Here is a 17027-nt window from a genome sequence, read left to right on the forward strand (position 1 = left end):
CGCTGATGGAGAAAGGGGAATAAAAGTGAATAAAGAACCAGTTTTATTTTTAGCCATTGTTAAAGAAGGGATGGCTAGCCGTTTATTGAAGCGCGCCAAACAAGCTGGTGCATCAGGTGGAACGATTATTAGAGCCTACGGGACTGTTCAAAGCAACTTATTGCGGTCCTTGGGTTTACAAGGAACCGAACGTGAAATCTTTTTAACCATTGTTCCAAAAGAAAAAGAAGCGGAAATCCATGCCCATTTAGAAGATGCCCTTAAATTAAAGAAAAAGGGGACAGGTGTCCTATTTTCTTTTGATGTATCTTCTTATTTAGGCAATCAAAACCATAGCTATTTCTTTAATGAGGCAGACCAAAAAAACAAAGACCAGCTCCTGGTAACCATAGTACAAAGGGATTTAGCTGATCAAGTGGTTGATGCTGCCCGTGACGAAGGGGCTAAGGGAGCAACGATTTTACATGGTCGTGGAAGTGGCGCCCATGAAAAATCCAGCATTTTTTCCATTCAAATTGAACCCGAAAAAGAAATTGTTTGGATGGTTCTTCCCGCCAATAAAATTAAACAAGTAACAGATAACATTTCAGAGACAATGAAAATTACGGAGCCAGGCCATGGGCTAATTTTTTCCTTGCCGATCTCAAGTGTCAGTGGCTTGATTGCTCAGGGGAAAAAAGGCTAGCTATTGCTAGTTAATGAAAAATATGTTAAAATATTAGTGTTGTTATAGGAAGGAAGGAGTGAGCGCTAGCGCTCACTCTTTTTCATGAGTAGAAAGTGAGGGAAGTATGGCTAAAGTTACTGACCAAGTGAAAGCATTAATTGAAGCTGATATTAATGAAATGGGATATCAATTATTTGATATCACTTTTTCCAAAGAGGGTAAGGATTGGTATTTACGCATCTACATAGATAATAATGACGGCATAACGATCGCTGATTGTGTAAAAGCAAGTGAAAAGATTTCTGAAATCTTAGACAATGTCGAAAACGACCCTATTCCCCAAGCTTACTACCTAGAAGTATCTTCTCCTGGAGCGGAACGTCCTTTAAATAATGATAATGCCATCCAACAAGCAATTGGTAAATGGGTTCATTTAAATTTCTACCATGAAATTGATGGTAGCAAATTTGTTGAAGGACGCCTTTTAGAAGCTAGTGAACAATATTTTACTTTAGAAGTAAAAGATAAGACCCGACGTTTAGTTCAAGACTTTCCGCGTAAAAGCGTGTCTTTAATTCGTTTGGCAATAGAATTTTAAAGAGGGATAGAAATGAGTAAACAACTAATTCAAGCCTTTGAAATGTTAGAACAAGAAAAAGGTATATCAAAGGATACCATTATAGATGCTGTGCAATCAGCATTGGTCTTTGCTTACAAGCGAAATTTCGACCAGGCACAAAATGTCGAAGTTGTTTTTGATGAAAAAAAAGGGAGTTTCCACGTTTATTCTGTAAAAGAAGTGGTGGAAACCGTGATGGACTCTAATTTAGAAGTATCCCTAGAGGATGCTTTGGAAATCAATCGGGGTTACGAAATTGGCGATAAAATTCGCTTTGAAGTCACCCCTGAGGACTTTGGGCGTATCGCAGCACAAACAGCCAAGCAGGTCATCACCCAACGTTTACGTGAAGCAGAACGTGAAATCATTTATGAAGAATTTATCGATTATGAAGATGACTTGTTAACTGGGACAGTGGAAAGACAAGACCGGCGCTATATCTATGTGAATTTAGGTAAAATTGAGGCAGTTTTAACCCCTGAGGGACAAATCCCTGGAGAGTATTTCCAACCCCATGACCGTATCCAAGTTTATGTGGAAAGGGTTGAAAATACTACAAAAGGGCCTCAAATTTACGTGAGTCGTACTCATCCTAATATGCTAAAACGCTTATTTGAGCAGGAAGTGCCAGAAATCTACGATGGAACCGTTGAAATTCGCGCAATTGCTAGAGAAGCAGGCGATCGGTCTAAGCTAGCTGTTTATTCTAATGACCCTAATGTGGATCCAGTGGGGACCTGTGTGGGGCCTAGAGGTAGCCGGGTGCAAACAGTGGTTAATGAACTAAAGGGTGAAAATATGGATATTATCGAATGGGATGAGGATCCTGCGGTTCTTATTGCCAATGCTTTAAATCCAGCTGATGTTCTCGCTGTTCATTTTGTGCCTAATGAACAGGCTTGTGTAGTCGTTGTTCCAGACAATCATTTGTCTTTAGCCATCGGTAAGCGAGGGCAAAACGCTCGTCTAGCAGCTAAGTTAACGGGTTATAAGATTGATATTAAGTCTGAAACTGAGTATGAAGACTATCAAGATTCTGAAGAATACAAAGAAAAATTTTTACAAGATCAAAATCTTGAAGCTGAGAGTGAAGAAGTCGAAAGCCTCTTAAACGATGTTAACGCAGGGGAAGAACTCATGAGTGATCCGGCTGCCTTAGCCTCTGATTCTCTAGTTAGTGAGGAAACTGATCCTTTATTATCAGAAGTTTCAGCAGATGACCAAGCTGGTTTCGAAAATTACGATGAAGAAAATATCCATCCTGATGATATGGAAGAAATTGTTTCAGATGTTGAAGAATCCGATGAAGTGACATACGATGAATTGTTGGATGAAGGTCAAGATCTCGAAAAAGAATAGAGGGGATATTTATGAAAAAGCGCAAAATACCGATGCGTCGGTGTGTGGTGTCTAATGAGCAATTTCCAAAAAAAGAGTTAATTCGGGTTGTCCGTACACCAGAGGGCGAAGTTGCTATTGACCCGAGTGGGAAAATGAATGGACGCGGTGCCTATGTAGCGACCGACCCTGACATAGTTCAAAAGGCATGGGATAAGCACCTACTGGACAAGCACTTGGAAGTTAGCATTGATGACGCTTTTTATAATGAATTAAAGGATTACGCTGATCATATGAAAGCTAGAAAAGAGCTATATGGCAATGAATAAGCGCTTAAATCTTTTAGGGCTTGCCCAGGTTGCCGGTGGCTTGATCAGTGGAGAAAGCAGCGTTATTGAAGCCGTTCAAAAGGGTAAGGCACTTCACGTCATCGCAGCGACAGATTTAAGTGAGCGTTCATTAAAAACCATTAAGAACAAATGTGATTTTTACCAAGTTCCCTTGAGTTTAGAATTTACCCAAGCAGAGATAAGCCAAGCCCTCGGTAAGAAGCGGTCAATTTGCGCTTTTACTAATCAAGGCTTTGCTAAAAAATTTAATTGATTGTGTTTCAAGTGATATTTCTTATAGGAGAGAACAAATCATGAAGCGATAAGATTAAGGAAGGTGATGACATGTCAAAAAAACGTGTCTATGAATATGCAAAAGAAAAAAATATTTCTAGTAAGGAGTTATTAGCTAGTGCTAAAAAGGCTGGATTATCCTACACTAGCCATATGTCTTCGATGACAGATGAAGATATCCAAACCATGGAAAAGTATTTTGCAAAGGGAAAAAGTCAGCCTAAGCAAAAAGAGTCTAGCCAAGAGAAACAAGGTAATAAGCAATCTCAGTCTGAAAAAGCTGGTAAAAAACAAGAAAAGCATAATCATAACAAAGGCGAGAAAAAACCAGCGAATAAGCAAGAAGAAAAAGGCCAAGACCATAAAAAGAAGGACGGTCAATCCGGCAAGAACAGCCAATCAAACACTAATAAAAAGGCCAATAAGAAAAACAATAAAAAGAATCGCCGTAAAAATAACAAACAATCAAAATATGAGGACAAGCATTTAAAACATAATCAACGTAAAAAAGTCCAACATAATAATTCTTCGGCTCCTAGCCGCAAGAAAAAAGAAAGCCCAGAAAAAATTGAATTTACTGATGGCATGACCGTTGCTGAGTTAGCTAAAAAAATCAAAAGGTCTCCAGCTGATATTATTAAGAGTTTGATGATGCTTGGTGTTATGGCCAACCAAAACCAAGATTTAGATTCAGATACTATTCAATTAATTTTAGCTGAATATGGCATTGAAGCTGAAGAAAAGGTTATCATTGATCCTACTGACTTCGACCATTATTTTGAAGAGGCTAAAGAAGAAAAAGCGGATAATTTACAAGAACGTCCAGCCGTTGTAACCATTATGGGTCACGTTGACCACGGGAAAACTACCTTACTAGATTACTTAAGACACGCCAACGTGGTTGAAGGGGAAGCTGGTGGCATTACCCAACATATTGGTGCCTACCAAGTCCATGCTAATGACAAAGAAATTACCTTCTTAGATACTCCGGGGCACGCGGCCTTCACTACCATGCGTTCACGTGGAGCTGACGTTACCGATATTGTCGTCATTGTTGTAGCAGCTGATGATGGTGTTATGCCACAAACTGTTGAAGCCATTAACCATGCTAAGGCCGCTGAAGTACCTATTATCGTAGCAGTTAATAAAATTGATAAACCACAGGCCAACCCTGACCGCGTTAAACAAGAATTAACCGAATATGAGTTGATTCCAGAAGAATGGGGCGGCGATACCATTTTTGTTAATATTTCAGCCAAGTTTGGTGAAAATATTGATGAATTACTTGAAATGATTCTCTTAGTGGCTGAAGTTGAAGAACTAAAAGCCAATCCTAATCGCAACGCCCTTGGTTCTGTGATTGAAGCGGAATTAGATGCCCATCGTGGTGCCGTAGCGACTATTTTGGTTCAAGAAGGGACTTTACACCAAGGAGACGCTATTGTTGTAGGAGACACTTATGGACGGGTTCGTACCATGACTAACGACCAAGGTCGTCGGATTAAGTCAGCAGGTCCTTCAACACCAATTGAAATTACCGGTTTACAAGAAGCTCCTCAAGCAGGCGACCGTTTTGTGGTCTTTGATGATGAAAAGACTGCCAGAAATATTGGTGAACGTCGTGCCCAACAAGCTCAAGAATTACGCCGCCATCAAACCCATAAGGTCACCCTTGATAACCTGTTTGATACCATTAAAGAAGGCGAAATGAAGACCGTTAATATTATTATTAAGGCCGATGTCCAAGGTTCTGTTGAGGCTATTGCCTCCAGTATGAAGAAAATTGATGTTGAAGGCGTTAAGGTTGATATTATTCATGGTGCTGTCGGTGCCATTAACGAGAGTGATGTATCCTTAGCGGCAGCTTCCAATGCAGTTATTATTGGCTTCAATGTCAGACCAACGCCAACAGCTAAAACCCAAGCCCAAGAAGAAGAAGTCGAAATTCGTCTTCATAACGTGATCTACAACGCGCTTCAAGAAGTTGAAGATGCAATGAAAGGTCAGTTAGATCCAGAATATAAAGAAGAAATTACGGGTTATGTAACGATTCGGGAAACCTACCATGTTTCTAAGTTAGGAACTATCGGTGGAGGTTATGTCACGGATGGATATATCGAAAGAAACAGTAAAATTCGCTTAATTCGCGATAATATTGTTATCTATGAAGGTCAATTATCTTCATTACGCCGTTTCCAAGATGATGTTAAACAAGTTAACAAAGGCTATGAATGTGGATTGATGATTGAAGACTATAATGATATTAAAGTTGACGATCAAATCGAAGCCTACCATATGGTAGAAGTGAAGCGTTAATATTTAACAAGGAGTGGTTTTATGTCTACGAATCGTCGCGTAGAGCGAGTTAGCCAAGAAATCTTACGCGAAGTTAACTCGATTCTGCGTAAAGAAGTGAAAGATCCTCGTGTCAAAAATATTACCATTACTGATGTTGATTTAACTGGTGATTTACAAAACGCTACCATCTATTATTCCACCTTATCCGATTCACAAAGTGAACATGAAAAAGTGCAAAAGGGACTTGATAAGGTCAGTGGCTTAGTACGTTCGTTGTTAGGTCAACGCTTACGTATTTATAAGACACCAGAAGTTGTCTTTAAGCGGGATGAATCGATCGAATATGGTCAACGTATTGACCAGTTATTGGCTCAGTTAAATAAAGAAGATTAATATTCTTAGAAGAGACTGTGACAAGCGCGTCAAAGAGCAAGACCGTTGGAAGAAAAATGTGTCAAAATTTTCAAAGAGATTTTTCCACCATCTTCTTCCAACGAAAGCTTGCTCAGCGCTTGAAACATATTTTGAAAAGAGGCTGTGTATCTGTAGGCCTCTTTTTTCTTTTAAACTGAAACTTAGAAATGAAATTTTAATAAAAGACTAGCCGAGTGGATTAAGAAATCAGAGCTTGTTTTGAAATAATGATCAAGATCGATCAAAATAATAGATCGATTTTAAAAAAATATTCTCCAAGAATACCCTTAAATAAGTCTTTTCGCTCTTTTATTTAAAAAATCAAATTTAAAAATCTAGAAAATATAAACTTATATTTTAAATTAAGAGTTGACTCTGCCTTAAAAATTGTTTAATATTACTTCAACAGCTTAAGAAAGGAGCATGTGATCATGTCAGTTAAATATCTTATCAAGCAGAGCGCATGCTCTACTTATCAAAATGTACGATTTTACTTTAGCTATTTTAGATAGCGTTTGTACTATGAAACATCATAGATACAAACGTCAAACTCAAGTTTGTATCTATGATGGCTAAGGATCTTAAGCGTGTCTAGCCCTCATAGAATGGATAAATTCTATCTGGGTGGCACCACCATTAATATATGCTATTAATAAGCCCATTTAGTTTTGTCCAAACTAGGTGGGCTTTTTTTATACCTTTTGGGAGAGTGATAGTATGGAAGGTCCGTTTAGCAGTCAGAAAAAATAGCAAATCAATTGTGTTTATTTAGTTTTATGGAGGAAAAATGATGAAAAAATATTTACGTTATCTAGCAGCCGGTCTATTAACCTGTACATTAGCCGCTTGTTCAAATCAAGGCAAGGAAAGTAGTAATGATAAGGTGGATGTGGGGATTATCCAATATATGGAACATGATTCCCTACAAAGAGCTAAGGAAGGTTTCCAAGATAGCCTGAAAGAAGCCGGCTATGAAGAAGGAAAGAATTTAGCGATTGAATTCCACAATTCCCAAGGCGATCAATCGAACTTACAAAGCATTACCCAACAATTAAAGGGAAAAAAGGACCTGATTTTAAGTATTGCTACTCCAGCTGCACAAGCCATGCTGAACACTGACAAAGAGACCCCGCAATTATTTACGGCAGTGACTGATCCTGTCGGCGCTAAATTAGTTGAAAGTATGGAAAAACCGGGTAAAAATATGACCGGTACTAGTGATATGGCTCCTGTCGGTGATGTTGTTGATTTATTATTAAAGGCTGATCCATCCATCAAAACCATCGGGATTTTATATAACTCAAGTGAAGTAAACTCAGAAGTCCAATATGAACAAGCCAAGGAATATATTGAATCCAAGGGCTTAAAGGTCGAAAGTATGACGGTGACATCAACTAATGATGTCCAACAAGCGACTAAAATCTTAGCAGAAAAAGTAGATGGAATTTACCTTCCAACAGATAACACGATTGCTAATACCATTCAAACGATCGGTAAAGTCTTAATGGAGACCAAGACACCATCCGTAGCCGCTTTCGATGCTGCTATTGAAGGTTCCCTATGTGCCTATGGGGTAGACTACTATAAATTGGGACAACAAACCGGGAATATGGCAGTGGATATTCTCAAGGGCGATAAAAAGCCTGAAGAAACTCCAGTAGAAATGTCTAAGGACCTAGTCGTTAAAGTAAACGATGAAATGGCTGCTGCCTTGGGAATGGACAGTGAAGAATTGAAAGCACGTTTGAAGGAATAGTAATCAAAGCGATCAATAATTATTAAAGGAAATGAAAGTTAAATAGCCAGACAAGGCATATTTAGAAGAGGTGCAAAAAGAATGGATTTAATGATATCTAGTGTTTCGCAGGGAATGATGTGGTCAATTTTGGCCATTGGGGTATATATTACTTTTAGAATCTTAGGCTTAGCCGACTTATCGGCTGAGGGGAGTTTCCCTCTGGGGGCGGCAGTCTGTGCTAAATTATTAGTCAATCAGGTACCCCCTTTATTAGCGGTTCTAGCAGCACTTCTAGCAGGCGCTCTGGCTGGCTTTCTAACTGGTTTCATGACCACAAAGATGAAAATACCGGCCCTCTTAGCAGGGATCTTAACCATGACCGGCCTTTACTCCGTTAACTTAAGAGTTATGGGACAAGCCAACACCCCCTTATTAGGAGAAAAAACCTTGTTAACTTCCTTAGAGAACTTAGGCTTATCGACAACATGGTCACCATTTTTACTAGGCTTATTAACCGTCATGGTTATTGTTTTAGGACTTGTGATTTTTATGGGCACTGAGTACGGATTGAGTTTAATTGCAACTGGTGATAATGCCTTAATGGCAGAAGCTAACGAGATTCGAACGGACCACGTGCAATTAGTGGGCTACATGATTTCCAATGCCTTGATTGCTCTATCGGGGGCTTTAATCGCTCAGTATAACGGCTATGCTGACCTATCAATGGGAACCGGAACCATCGTCATTGGTCTAGCTGCCATTGTGATTGGCGAAGTCTTATTAAGCCAAGTAAAATTACCAAGTCGTTTATTGTCAATTATTTTGGGTGCGATTATCTACCGAGTAATTATCGACTTAATCATGAAATATATTCCGATTTTACCAAGTGATATCAAGATACTATCCGCCATAGTCTTAGCAATTATCCTATGGGGCCCACAAGTAGAATGGAAGACTAAGAAAAGCGCTCATTTAAATGATTAAAGAAAGGAAAATGATCATGAATGAATTAGTTCAATTAAAGAATTTAAATAAGGTATTTCAAACGCAATCGAGTAAACCCCATCAGGTCATTAAAGATTTAAATCTTTCGATTAAAGATAACGATTTTATTAGTGTTATTGGCAGCAACGGCGCAGGAAAATCAACCATGATGAATCTTATTGCCGGAACGATTCCCTTGAGCTCTGGACAGATTTATTTAGACGACCGTGAAATTTCTGCTTTACCAGCTTATAAACGCGCAAAAATGATTAGTCGGGTCTTCCAAGACCCACAAATGGGCACAGCGAAATCCCTTAGCGTAGAAGAAAACTTAGCCATTGCTTATAAGCGAGGACACAAGCGCAGCTTTCAAACATCTATTACAAAAGATATGCGCGAAGAATTTCGCTCCCGTTTAAGTACCTTAGGCATGGGATTAGAAAACCGTATGCAAGAACAGGTAAGCTCATTATCAGGGGGCCAACATCAAGTCTTAACTTTACTTATGGCTGTCTTACAAACTCCAAAACTATTACTTCTTGACGAGCATACGGCTGCCTTAGATCCGCGCACAAGTGCAATGGTAATGTCTTTAACCCAAGACTTGGTCAGCGAGTATCAATTAACTACTTTAATGATCACCCATGATATGAATGATGCGCTAACTTATGGCAATCGTTTAATCATGCTTCATGATGGCCAAGTAGTTGTTGATATCTCTGGAGAACAGAAAGAAAATTGTAGCATTGACGACTTACTACAACTCTTCCATCATAATGTCGGTGAAAGTCTCAATAATGATGAGTTATTATTAGCTAATTAAGTAAAGCCGAATTCTTTTAATGAAAGCGCTTTTTAGGTATACTGAGATTACATTTTTAACTGTATTTTGAGATGAAAGGGAGATAACAATGGATATTAAGGACCTTAAACTTGAAAAGCGTTATCAATTGTTAATTGATGGTGAATGGACTAATGGCAGTGGGCAAGACACGATTGAAGATTTTAGCCCGGCAAATGGCGAAAAATTAGCTGAAATTACCGATGCCACTGAGGAAGATGTCAATCAAGCTGTTGCCACTGCCCGTCAAGCCTTTCCTAAATGGGGAAGGACGGATGTCAAAGAAAGAGCCAAAATTCTTAATCAAATTGCTAAAGTTATCGAAGATAACCAAGAGCGTTTGGCTTTGATTGAAACGATGGATAATGGTAAGCCGATTCGAGAAACCCAAGGAGCTGATATTCCTTTAGCAGCTGACCATTTTCGTTACTTCGCTAGTGTTATTCGTAGCGAGGAAGATAGTTTTAAAATGTTAAACGACAATACCTTATCCATGGTTCTCCGGGAACCAATTGGCGTTGTCGGCCAGATTATTCCTTGGAACTTTCCTTTTTTAATGGCGGCCTGGAAAATAGCGCCAGCTTTAGCAGCAGGGGATACTATTGTATTAAAACCCTCCTCTTCCACTTCTCTAAGCGTTTTAGAGTTAGCTAAATTAATCAATGATCTTTTACCCAAGGGCGTATTAAATATTATTACTGGGAGTGGTTCAAAGAGTGGCGAATACCTCCAACACCATCCAGATATTGATAAAATCGCCTTTACCGGGTCAACTTCGGTTGGCCGCCAAGTAGGGATTTCAGCAGCTGAAAACCTCATCCCAGCTACCCTGGAATTAGGCGGAAAATCGGCCAATATTTTCTTTGAAGATATGGATATGGAACAAGCCTTAGAAGGAGCTCAATTGGGTATCTTATTCAATCAAGGGGAAGTATGCTCAGCAGGATCACGAATTTTAGTGCAAGAATCGATTTATGATGAATTTATCGGTCGCTTAAAAGAAGAATTTAAAAAGGTGAAAGTTGGTTTGCCTTGGGAAAAGGACACCCAACTAGGTGCCCAAGCTAGTCAAGCCCAACATCAAAAGGTGAGCGAATACATTCAAGTAGCTTTAGCTGAAGGAGCTGAAATTATTACCGGTGGTCATTCAGCTTCAGAAGGAGACCTTGAAAAGGGCTATTATTTTGAACCCACTTTATTATTAGCAGACAACAATATGCGGGTGGCTCAAGAAGAAATTTTTGGTCCCGTTGCTACTGTGATTAAATTTAAAGATGTCGAAGATGCCATCCGTATTGCTAATGATAGTGATTATGGTTTAGCAGGCGGTGTTTTCACTAAAAACTTAGACACAGCCTTTAAGGTAGCTCGTGGAGTAAGAACAGGACGAATTTGGATTAATACCTATAATAGCTTTGAAGCTGGGGCACCATTTGGGGGCTACAAGGATTCAGGGATTGGTCGAGAAACTCATAAAATGATTCTTAATGCCTATACTCAAGCGAAAAATATCTATATTAATTTAGCTGATGGCAGATCAGGCATGTATTAATCATTGTCTAAGTTGATCGAAACAGTCCTAGAAAAGCTAATTAAATAGTAAAACAACAAGGACTAGAAAGTGCTACTTCACTTGCTTAAAGAGACAAGTTGTAGCACTTCTAGTCTTTTTTCTTTGCATCTTAAAGGTGAAATATCCCTAAGCCTCTAGAAAATTTGTTATAATAAAAAGACGTGATGGAGAGGGAGGTTTCTATGCTAATTGAGCATGCTTTGGAAAAATATTTTGGCTATAAAACGTTTCGCCCCGGACAAAAGGAACTCATTGAGAGTATTCTAGCTGGTCGCGATAGTTTGGGGATTCTACCCACTGGCGGAGGCAAATCAATTTGCTATCAATTACCTGCTTTAATCTTACCTGGTATTACTTTAGTAATCTCTCCTTTAATCTCATTAATGAAGGACCAAGTAGATAGTCTTAATGAACATGGAATTCATAGTGTCTATCTCAACTCCAGTCTATCCAGTGAGGATTATTTTGCTGTCCTGGATAGGATCAATTCTGGACAAGTCAAGCTGATTTATGTATCACCAGAAAGGTTAAAGAGCGAGTCTTTTCTACAATTAGCGAATGACTTACCCTTAGATCAAATAGCTATTGATGAAGCCCACTGTGTTTCCCAATGGGGACACGACTTTAGAGCCTCTTACCGAGAGATTGCTAACTTTATTGGTCTGTTAAATCACCGACCGGTTGTGAGTGCCTTTACAGCCACAGCTACCAATCGGGTTCAACAGGATATTATTCATCAATTGGCTCTTGAGAACCCCTATGTCCTCATTAATTCCTTTGATCGTCCCAATCTGACTTTTGAGGTTATGGAACCAGAATCCAAGAAGAAGACTGTAATTGATTTAATAGATAAAGAAGAAGCAGCTATCATTTATGCTTCTTCTCGAAAAACTGTTGACCGTTTGAGTGAATGGCTAAGAGACCAAGGACTTCCGGTGAGCGCTTATCATGCGGGAATGAGCCCAGCAGACCGTATGGCTTCGCAAAATGACTTTATCTATGAGCGTACTAATATTATTGTGGCAACCAATGCCTTTGGGATGGGAATTGATAAACCTGATGTTCGGCGCGTGATCCATTATAACTTGCCCACTAATTTAGAGAGTTACTACCAAGAAGCAGGCCGGGCAGGCAGAGACGGCTTGCCGGCTAGAGCCATTCTTCTCTACAGCCCCAAGGATATCTTGACCGCTAAATTTTTAATTAGTCAAAGCAATGATCCCACTAGTGAAGGTCGCTTAAATGATATGATTAATTATGCAACGACCTCTTCCTGCTTGAGACAACACATTTTAGCCTACTTCGGTCAGGAAGCTCCTGACCATTGCCAAAATTGCTCCAATTGTTTGCAGCAAGTCAAAAAGATTGATGTCAGTCGAGAAGGACAAATGATCCTCTCTTGTATTGTTAGAATGGCTTATCCTTATGGCATGACCCTAGTCACAGATGTTTTAAAAGGTAAAAAACTCCAAAAAATTAAAGACAAACACTTTGACCAATTATCAACCTATGCTTTGTTAAAAGACATGAATGAGCAAACAATTAAGAATATTATTTCTCAATTAATTTCTGAAGGGGTCTTGGCGGTTAATGAATATAAGGGACTTAGCCTTACGGAAAAGGCGCTCCCAATTCTAAAAGGAAATAAGTGCCTTTATATTAAAGAATCTGCCTATATTCGATCAGAAAATAAACCGAAGACTAGTCAGAAAGCTCAATCATTGACTGATCATTTATCGCCAGAAGATGAAGAATTATTTGAAGCACTTCGTGAATTACGCTATAGTTTAGCTAGTGAAGAAAATGTTCCTGCCTATATTATTTTTAATAACCAGAGTCTCCTTGATATGGTGGAAATAAAGCCTAAGAACTATCAGGAATTTCTTGATATTAGCGGAGTAGGTCCAGTAAAGGCAGATAAATATGCAGATGACTTCTGTCAGTTAATCGAAGATTTTGTAAGTATTAAATAATAGGAGGTGAAGCCATGGATGGCATAATTCCTTTATGGAAGGAAAGAGGGATGACTAGTCACGATTGTGTCAATGCCTTACGAAAATTGTTAAAGACCAGGCGGGTGGGCCATACCGGTACCTTGGATCCCAATGTGAGTGGCGTATTGCCAATTTGTGTGAATAAGGCGACAAAAATGGCTAATTGGATCACTGATAAGCAAAAGGTCTATCAAGGAGAAATTACCTTAGGTTTTCAAACAGAAACAGAAGATTTGGACGGAAAAATTGTTCGCCAAACGCCTGTGAAGGAAGCTGTCGATGGACAGCTTATTCAAAAAGCTATGGATAGCATGTTAGGTACAATTACTCAAGTCCCTCCCATGTATTCTGCTGTTAAGGTTAACGGTCGAAAGTTATATGACTATGCCCGCCATGGTGAGAAGGTTGACCGCCCGAAAAGACTGGTTAATGTCTATGAATTTGACCTTATAAAGCCCTGCCGATACGATCAAGACCAGCAAGTGCAAAGTTTTAATTTTCGCGTCCGTTGTGGCAAGGGGACCTATGTGAGGACCCTTGCTTCAGACTTAGGAGAGGCACTAGGCTATGCTGCGACCATGACTGACCTTAGTCGGATAGCCTCGAGCCCCTTTACCCAATCACAATGCTTTACTTTATCTGAAATTGAAGATCAAATTAGTCAAGGAAAAAATGATTTTATTTTTCCCATCGATTTTTTGATCCAAGACTTAGTTCATATTGAGATTAGTGGCAAATTAGAAAAACTCGTCAGCAACGGGGCGGTTTTAAATAAAAATAATTTGGCCGAAGAATATCGAGACCAATTGCCGGTAGCTTTTTATGGCCAGCAAGGACTCATGGCTATTTATGGACAACATCCTAGTGATGAAGAACAAATGAAACCGTTAAAAATGCTGATATAACTGATGACTTTAACAATGAGGTGTCTTATGCAAGTAATAACCATTCATCATCCCATAGATCAGAATCTTAAAAATAATGAGGGCATCGTTTTAGCTTTGGGTTTTTTTGATGGCGTCCATCGTGGCCATCAAGCAGTGATTAAAGCTGCAAGGAAGGAAGCCTTCAAACGCAAGCTTCCATTAGCAGTGATGACATTTAATATTTCACCTTTAATTGTTAATCAAGACATTCACCCTAATCAAATGAAATACCTGACGCAAAATCAAGAAAAGATGCTTTTACTTGAGACTTTTGGGGTAGATCGGGTTTACTTAGTTGATTATACCAGTGCCTTTTCTAATCAAAGCCCCAAAGCTTTCGTTGATAATTATCTAGTTGGTTTAAATGCTAAGGTAGTTGTTGCGGGCTTTGATTATACCTATGGAGCTAAAGCCATAGCCAATATGAAAAACTTGCCAGACTATGCTGAAGATCGCTTCAAAATTATTGAAGTCCCCGTATTGAATGAAAATAATAATAAAATTGCTTCCAAACAGATTCGTAAGGAGCTGACTGAGGGATCACTGGAAGAAGCCAACCAGGCTCTAGGCTATCCTTACTTCTTCCGTGGTTTAGTTATAAACGGCTTTAAACGAGGCCGTACCCTAGGCTTTCCAACGGCTAATATCTATACCCAGGCCAGTACTTTAATTCCCAAAGTTGGTGTTTATTTGGTTCAATGTCAAATCAACCATCAGCTATTCTGGGGGATGGCTTCCATTGGATATAATGTCACTTTTGGTGATGATAATGACAAGACCATTGAAATTAACTTGTTTGATTTTGAATCAGAAATTTATGGTGAAGAAATGCTGGTATTTTGGTACGAATATTTACGGGGTGAAAAGAAATTCTCTAGTGTAGAGGCTATGGTGGAACAGTTGAATCAAGATAAAAGTGACTGTCTAAGTCGTCTACAAAAATATGAAAATTATCAAAATTAAATTCTCTAAAAAGTTGGTGTTGATTTTGCCAACTTTTTTATTTTGTCATTTTTTATGCGGCTAGGGACCGATCCAAGGTAAAGGTTGAGTCGCTAGTAAGTTATCTATCACTGCCAGCTGTTATTACTAAATAAGGGCTATCTTTTAACTTTATCTATGAAATCGTTTTGCTAAAGATCAAAATAGGAATTGTAATGACTAGGAAATTCTTTGAAAAACAGTTTGACTTTTATTGACATATGCACTTAACCATGTTAGTATATAGATATGTTAGCAGAAGGAGCTGTCAAGTGCTAAAAGAGGTGATAAGATGTTAAGTAAAAGACAAATTATTGTTTTAAAAGCGATTATTGACGCCTATAGTCAAAGTGAAGAACCGATTGGCTCTAAATCGATTCTAAAACTGACTGGCCTTGAGGCAAGTTCTGCAACTATTAGAAATGATATGGCAAAACTTGAAAAACTTGATTTGATTAAAAAGATGCACTCGTCTTCCGGAAGAGTGCCCACTGAAGCCGGCTATCGTTTCTACATTAATTATATTCTTCCCAAGAACGGTGGAATTATCGATAGTGGTTTAAGTGAAGCGGAAAATGAAAAGGTGAGTGAAATATTTCAATCACCTTACTTGGCCTTAGATGAAATTGTCAATCGCTCAACTGAACTTTTAGCTGAGCTAACTAACTATGTAGCGATTTCTTTAGGACCTGACGCTTACCATTATCACTTAGCTGGCTTTCGCTTTGTACCGGTAACTAGCCGGCAAGTGATGCTTGTCTTAGTGACAGAAGAAGGTACAGTGGAAACGCAAATCTATCGTTTGCCAGACAGTGTATCTATGGAAGCCTTAGAGGATATGGCAAATATAATTAACCGTGATTTAATTGGTTTAAGTCTTCCTAGTGTTCTTGTACGCCTGAAAAGTAACTATATGTCCTATTTTGATGAATCAATTCGACGTTTACTTTATGAAGGAAGTATAATCGAAGATTTACTAAAAAAAATGGATGCTTCACGCGTCTTTGTTAAAGGTAAGGCAAATCTTTATAACCATCTCTATCAAAGTGATGCTTATCAACAGGTAGAGAATTTAAATCGTCTATTTGCTAACCCTAACTTATTAGATACACTCATTGATCCTGGTGATCAAGGGATTCAAGTGAAGGTAGGTAAGGATATGCAGGCTGATGGCCTCAATCATTTATCTATTATGGCTACCAATTTTGTTGGTGGTAATAATGATCAACAAACGATTTCTGTGGCTATTCTCGGCCCAGAAAATATGTCTTACCTGCGTATGGCTCAACTATTTCAAGGTGTGAGACTACAGCTCAATCACTATATCGATTCATATTATAAAAATGATAAAGAGGAGGGGTAAACAGATGAGCAAAGTTCATGATAAGAACAATCAGGATGTTGACCCAGAAAATATAACTGAAGATGAAAAGTCAGTCCAGGATAAAAACAAGGCTCAAGATTTGAAACAAAATCAAAATAATAAAGCCGATAAGGATAATGAGTCAGAAAACCTGGCTGATGATGAGAAAAATAAAACCGCAGAAGAAGATAAAGAAGTCCATGAGAATGAAAAAGAGAGTGAACTTCAAAGTATAAAGAAAGAACTTGAAGACAAAAATGATCAAATTCTTCGCTTATCTGCGGAAATTAAGAATATTCAAAGAAGAAATAATAAGGAAAGACAAGATGCTGCTAAGTACCGTTCCCAACATTTAGCTGAAAAACTCTTAGGTGCAGTTGATAACTTAGAACGGGCCTTGACTATTGAAGCAGATGATGAAGCCAGTCGCAGTATGAAACGCGGCATTGAAATGGTACTGGAAAGTATTCAAAGTGCCTTTAATGATGAAGAAATTAAAACGATTGATCCTAAAGGTGAAAAATTTGATCCTAACTTCCATCAATCCGTTTCATCTGTCCCTGCTAATGACGGTCAAGAATCAGATACTATAGTTGAAGTCTATCAAAAAGGCTATGTCATCAAAGACCGTGTCTTAAGACCAGCTATGGTAGTCGTTGCACAATAAT

At 38.7% G+C, this 17027-nt stretch carries 16 protein-coding genes; all 16 read left to right on the forward strand.

Going from position 1 to position 17027, the window contains the following annotated elements; translation table 11 throughout:
* Window positions 1–25 precede the first annotated feature (25 nt).
* Window positions 26–685, forward strand: a complete 660-nt coding sequence (locus DBT50_RS04665; protein ID WP_258455388.1) for a P-II family nitrogen regulator — start codon at window positions 26–28, stop codon at window positions 683–685.
* 106 nt (window positions 686–791) lie between these two features.
* Window positions 792–1265 (forward strand): ribosome maturation factor RimP, encoded by a 474-nt coding sequence (gene rimP, locus DBT50_RS04670; protein ID WP_111853191.1) that lies wholly within the window; start codon window positions 792–794, stop codon window positions 1263–1265.
* A 12-nt stretch (window positions 1266–1277) separates the two neighbouring features.
* On the forward strand, window positions 1278–2645 hold the full coding sequence (nusA, locus tag DBT50_RS04675; protein WP_111853192.1) for a transcription termination factor NusA: 1368 nt from the start codon (window positions 1278–1280) through the stop codon (window positions 2643–2645).
* Window positions 2646–2656: 11 nt separating this feature from the next.
* Window positions 2657–2953, forward strand: coding sequence for an RNase P modulator RnpM (gene rnpM, locus DBT50_RS04680; protein WP_070560258.1), 297 nt, complete (start codon window positions 2657–2659; stop codon window positions 2951–2953).
* Complete coding sequence (locus DBT50_RS04685; RefSeq protein ID WP_070560256.1) at window positions 2946–3227, forward strand: L7Ae/L30e/S12e/Gadd45 family ribosomal protein; 282 nt, start codon at window positions 2946–2948, stop codon at window positions 3225–3227. The genes rnpM and DBT50_RS04685 overlap by 8 nt, the downstream gene beginning before the upstream one ends.
* Window positions 3228–3298: 71 nt before the next feature.
* On the forward strand, window positions 3299–5563 hold the full coding sequence (gene infB, locus DBT50_RS04690) for a translation initiation factor IF-2 (protein ID WP_111853193.1): 2265 nt from the start codon (window positions 3299–3301) through the stop codon (window positions 5561–5563).
* A gap of 21 nt (window positions 5564–5584) precedes the next feature.
* Window positions 5585–5938: a 30S ribosome-binding factor RbfA gene (gene rbfA, locus DBT50_RS04695; protein WP_013669767.1), complete on the forward strand. Its 354-nt coding sequence runs from the start codon at window positions 5585–5587 to the stop codon at window positions 5936–5938.
* 811 nt (window positions 5939–6749) lie between these two features.
* Complete coding sequence (locus DBT50_RS04700) at window positions 6750–7715, forward strand: ABC transporter substrate-binding protein (protein WP_111853194.1); 966 nt, start codon at window positions 6750–6752, stop codon at window positions 7713–7715.
* A gap of 81 nt (window positions 7716–7796) precedes the next feature.
* On the forward strand, window positions 7797–8681 hold the full coding sequence (locus DBT50_RS04705) for an ABC transporter permease (RefSeq protein WP_111853195.1): 885 nt from the start codon (window positions 7797–7799) through the stop codon (window positions 8679–8681).
* A gap of 16 nt (window positions 8682–8697) precedes the next feature.
* Window positions 8698–9504, forward strand: a complete 807-nt coding sequence (locus DBT50_RS04710; RefSeq protein ID WP_111853196.1) for an ABC transporter ATP-binding protein — start codon at window positions 8698–8700, stop codon at window positions 9502–9504.
* A gap of 88 nt (window positions 9505–9592) precedes the next feature.
* Window positions 9593–11074 (forward strand): aldehyde dehydrogenase family protein, encoded by a 1482-nt coding sequence (locus DBT50_RS04715; RefSeq protein ID WP_111853197.1) that lies wholly within the window; start codon window positions 9593–9595, stop codon window positions 11072–11074.
* 203 nt (window positions 11075–11277) lie between these two features.
* Window positions 11278–13068, forward strand: coding sequence for a DNA helicase RecQ (gene recQ, locus DBT50_RS04720; RefSeq protein ID WP_111853198.1), 1791 nt, complete (start codon window positions 11278–11280; stop codon window positions 13066–13068).
* Between the two features lie 14 nt (window positions 13069–13082).
* Entirely contained in the window at window positions 13083–13994 is a 912-nt protein-coding gene (truB, locus tag DBT50_RS04725) for a tRNA pseudouridine(55) synthase TruB (RefSeq protein WP_111853199.1), read from the forward strand.
* A gap of 27 nt (window positions 13995–14021) precedes the next feature.
* Window positions 14022–14978 carry a riboflavin biosynthesis protein RibF gene (gene ribF, locus DBT50_RS04730; RefSeq protein ID WP_111853200.1) on the forward strand — a complete coding sequence of 319 codons (957 nt, stop codon included), beginning with the start codon at window positions 14022–14024 and terminating at the stop codon, window positions 14976–14978.
* 310 nt (window positions 14979–15288) lie between these two features.
* Window positions 15289–16359 (forward strand): heat-inducible transcriptional repressor HrcA, encoded by a 1071-nt coding sequence (gene hrcA, locus DBT50_RS04735; protein WP_060778223.1) that lies wholly within the window; start codon window positions 15289–15291, stop codon window positions 16357–16359.
* Between the two features lie 4 nt (window positions 16360–16363).
* Complete coding sequence (gene grpE, locus DBT50_RS04740) at window positions 16364–17026, forward strand: nucleotide exchange factor GrpE (RefSeq protein ID WP_111853201.1); 663 nt, start codon at window positions 16364–16366, stop codon at window positions 17024–17026.
* The last annotated feature ends 1 nt before the right edge of the window (window position 17027 follow it).

Source organism: Aerococcus tenax (assembly GCF_003286645.3).
GTDB classification, from domain to species: Bacteria; Bacillota; Bacilli; order Lactobacillales; family Aerococcaceae; genus Aerococcus; species Aerococcus tenax.

What these genes read in the sequence shown, in the direction of transcription:
- DBT50_RS04685 (WP_070560256.1), top strand. Translation starts at nt 2,946, where the DNA reads ATGAATAAGCGCTTAAATCTTTTAGGGCTTGCCCAGGTTGCCGGTGGC.
- rbfA (WP_013669767.1), top strand. Translation starts at nt 5,585, where the DNA reads ATGTCTACGAATCGTCGCGTAGAGCGAGTTAGCCAAGAAATCTTACGC.
- DBT50_RS04705 (WP_111853195.1), top strand. Translation starts at nt 7,797, where the DNA reads ATGGATTTAATGATATCTAGTGTTTCGCAGGGAATGATGTGGTCAATT.
- nusA (WP_111853192.1), top strand. Translation starts at nt 1,278, where the DNA reads ATGAGTAAACAACTAATTCAAGCCTTTGAAATGTTAGAACAAGAAAAA.
- recQ (WP_111853198.1), top strand. Translation starts at nt 11,278, where the DNA reads ATGCTAATTGAGCATGCTTTGGAAAAATATTTTGGCTATAAAACGTTT.
- ribF (WP_111853200.1), top strand. Translation starts at nt 14,022, where the DNA reads ATGCAAGTAATAACCATTCATCATCCCATAGATCAGAATCTTAAAAAT.
- truB (WP_111853199.1), top strand. Translation starts at nt 13,083, where the DNA reads ATGGATGGCATAATTCCTTTATGGAAGGAAAGAGGGATGACTAGTCAC.
- grpE (WP_111853201.1), top strand. Translation starts at nt 16,364, where the DNA reads ATGAGCAAAGTTCATGATAAGAACAATCAGGATGTTGACCCAGAAAAT.
- infB (WP_111853193.1), top strand. Translation starts at nt 3,299, where the DNA reads ATGTCAAAAAAACGTGTCTATGAATATGCAAAAGAAAAAAATATTTCT.
- DBT50_RS04710 (WP_111853196.1), top strand. Translation starts at nt 8,698, where the DNA reads ATGAATGAATTAGTTCAATTAAAGAATTTAAATAAGGTATTTCAAACG.
- hrcA (WP_060778223.1), top strand. Translation starts at nt 15,289, where the DNA reads ATGTTAAGTAAAAGACAAATTATTGTTTTAAAAGCGATTATTGACGCC.
- DBT50_RS04715 (WP_111853197.1), top strand. Translation starts at nt 9,593, where the DNA reads ATGGATATTAAGGACCTTAAACTTGAAAAGCGTTATCAATTGTTAATT.
- rnpM (WP_070560258.1), top strand. Translation starts at nt 2,657, where the DNA reads ATGAAAAAGCGCAAAATACCGATGCGTCGGTGTGTGGTGTCTAATGAG.
- rimP (WP_111853191.1), top strand. Translation starts at nt 792, where the DNA reads ATGGCTAAAGTTACTGACCAAGTGAAAGCATTAATTGAAGCTGATATT.
- DBT50_RS04700 (WP_111853194.1), top strand. Translation starts at nt 6,750, where the DNA reads ATGAAAAAATATTTACGTTATCTAGCAGCCGGTCTATTAACCTGTACA.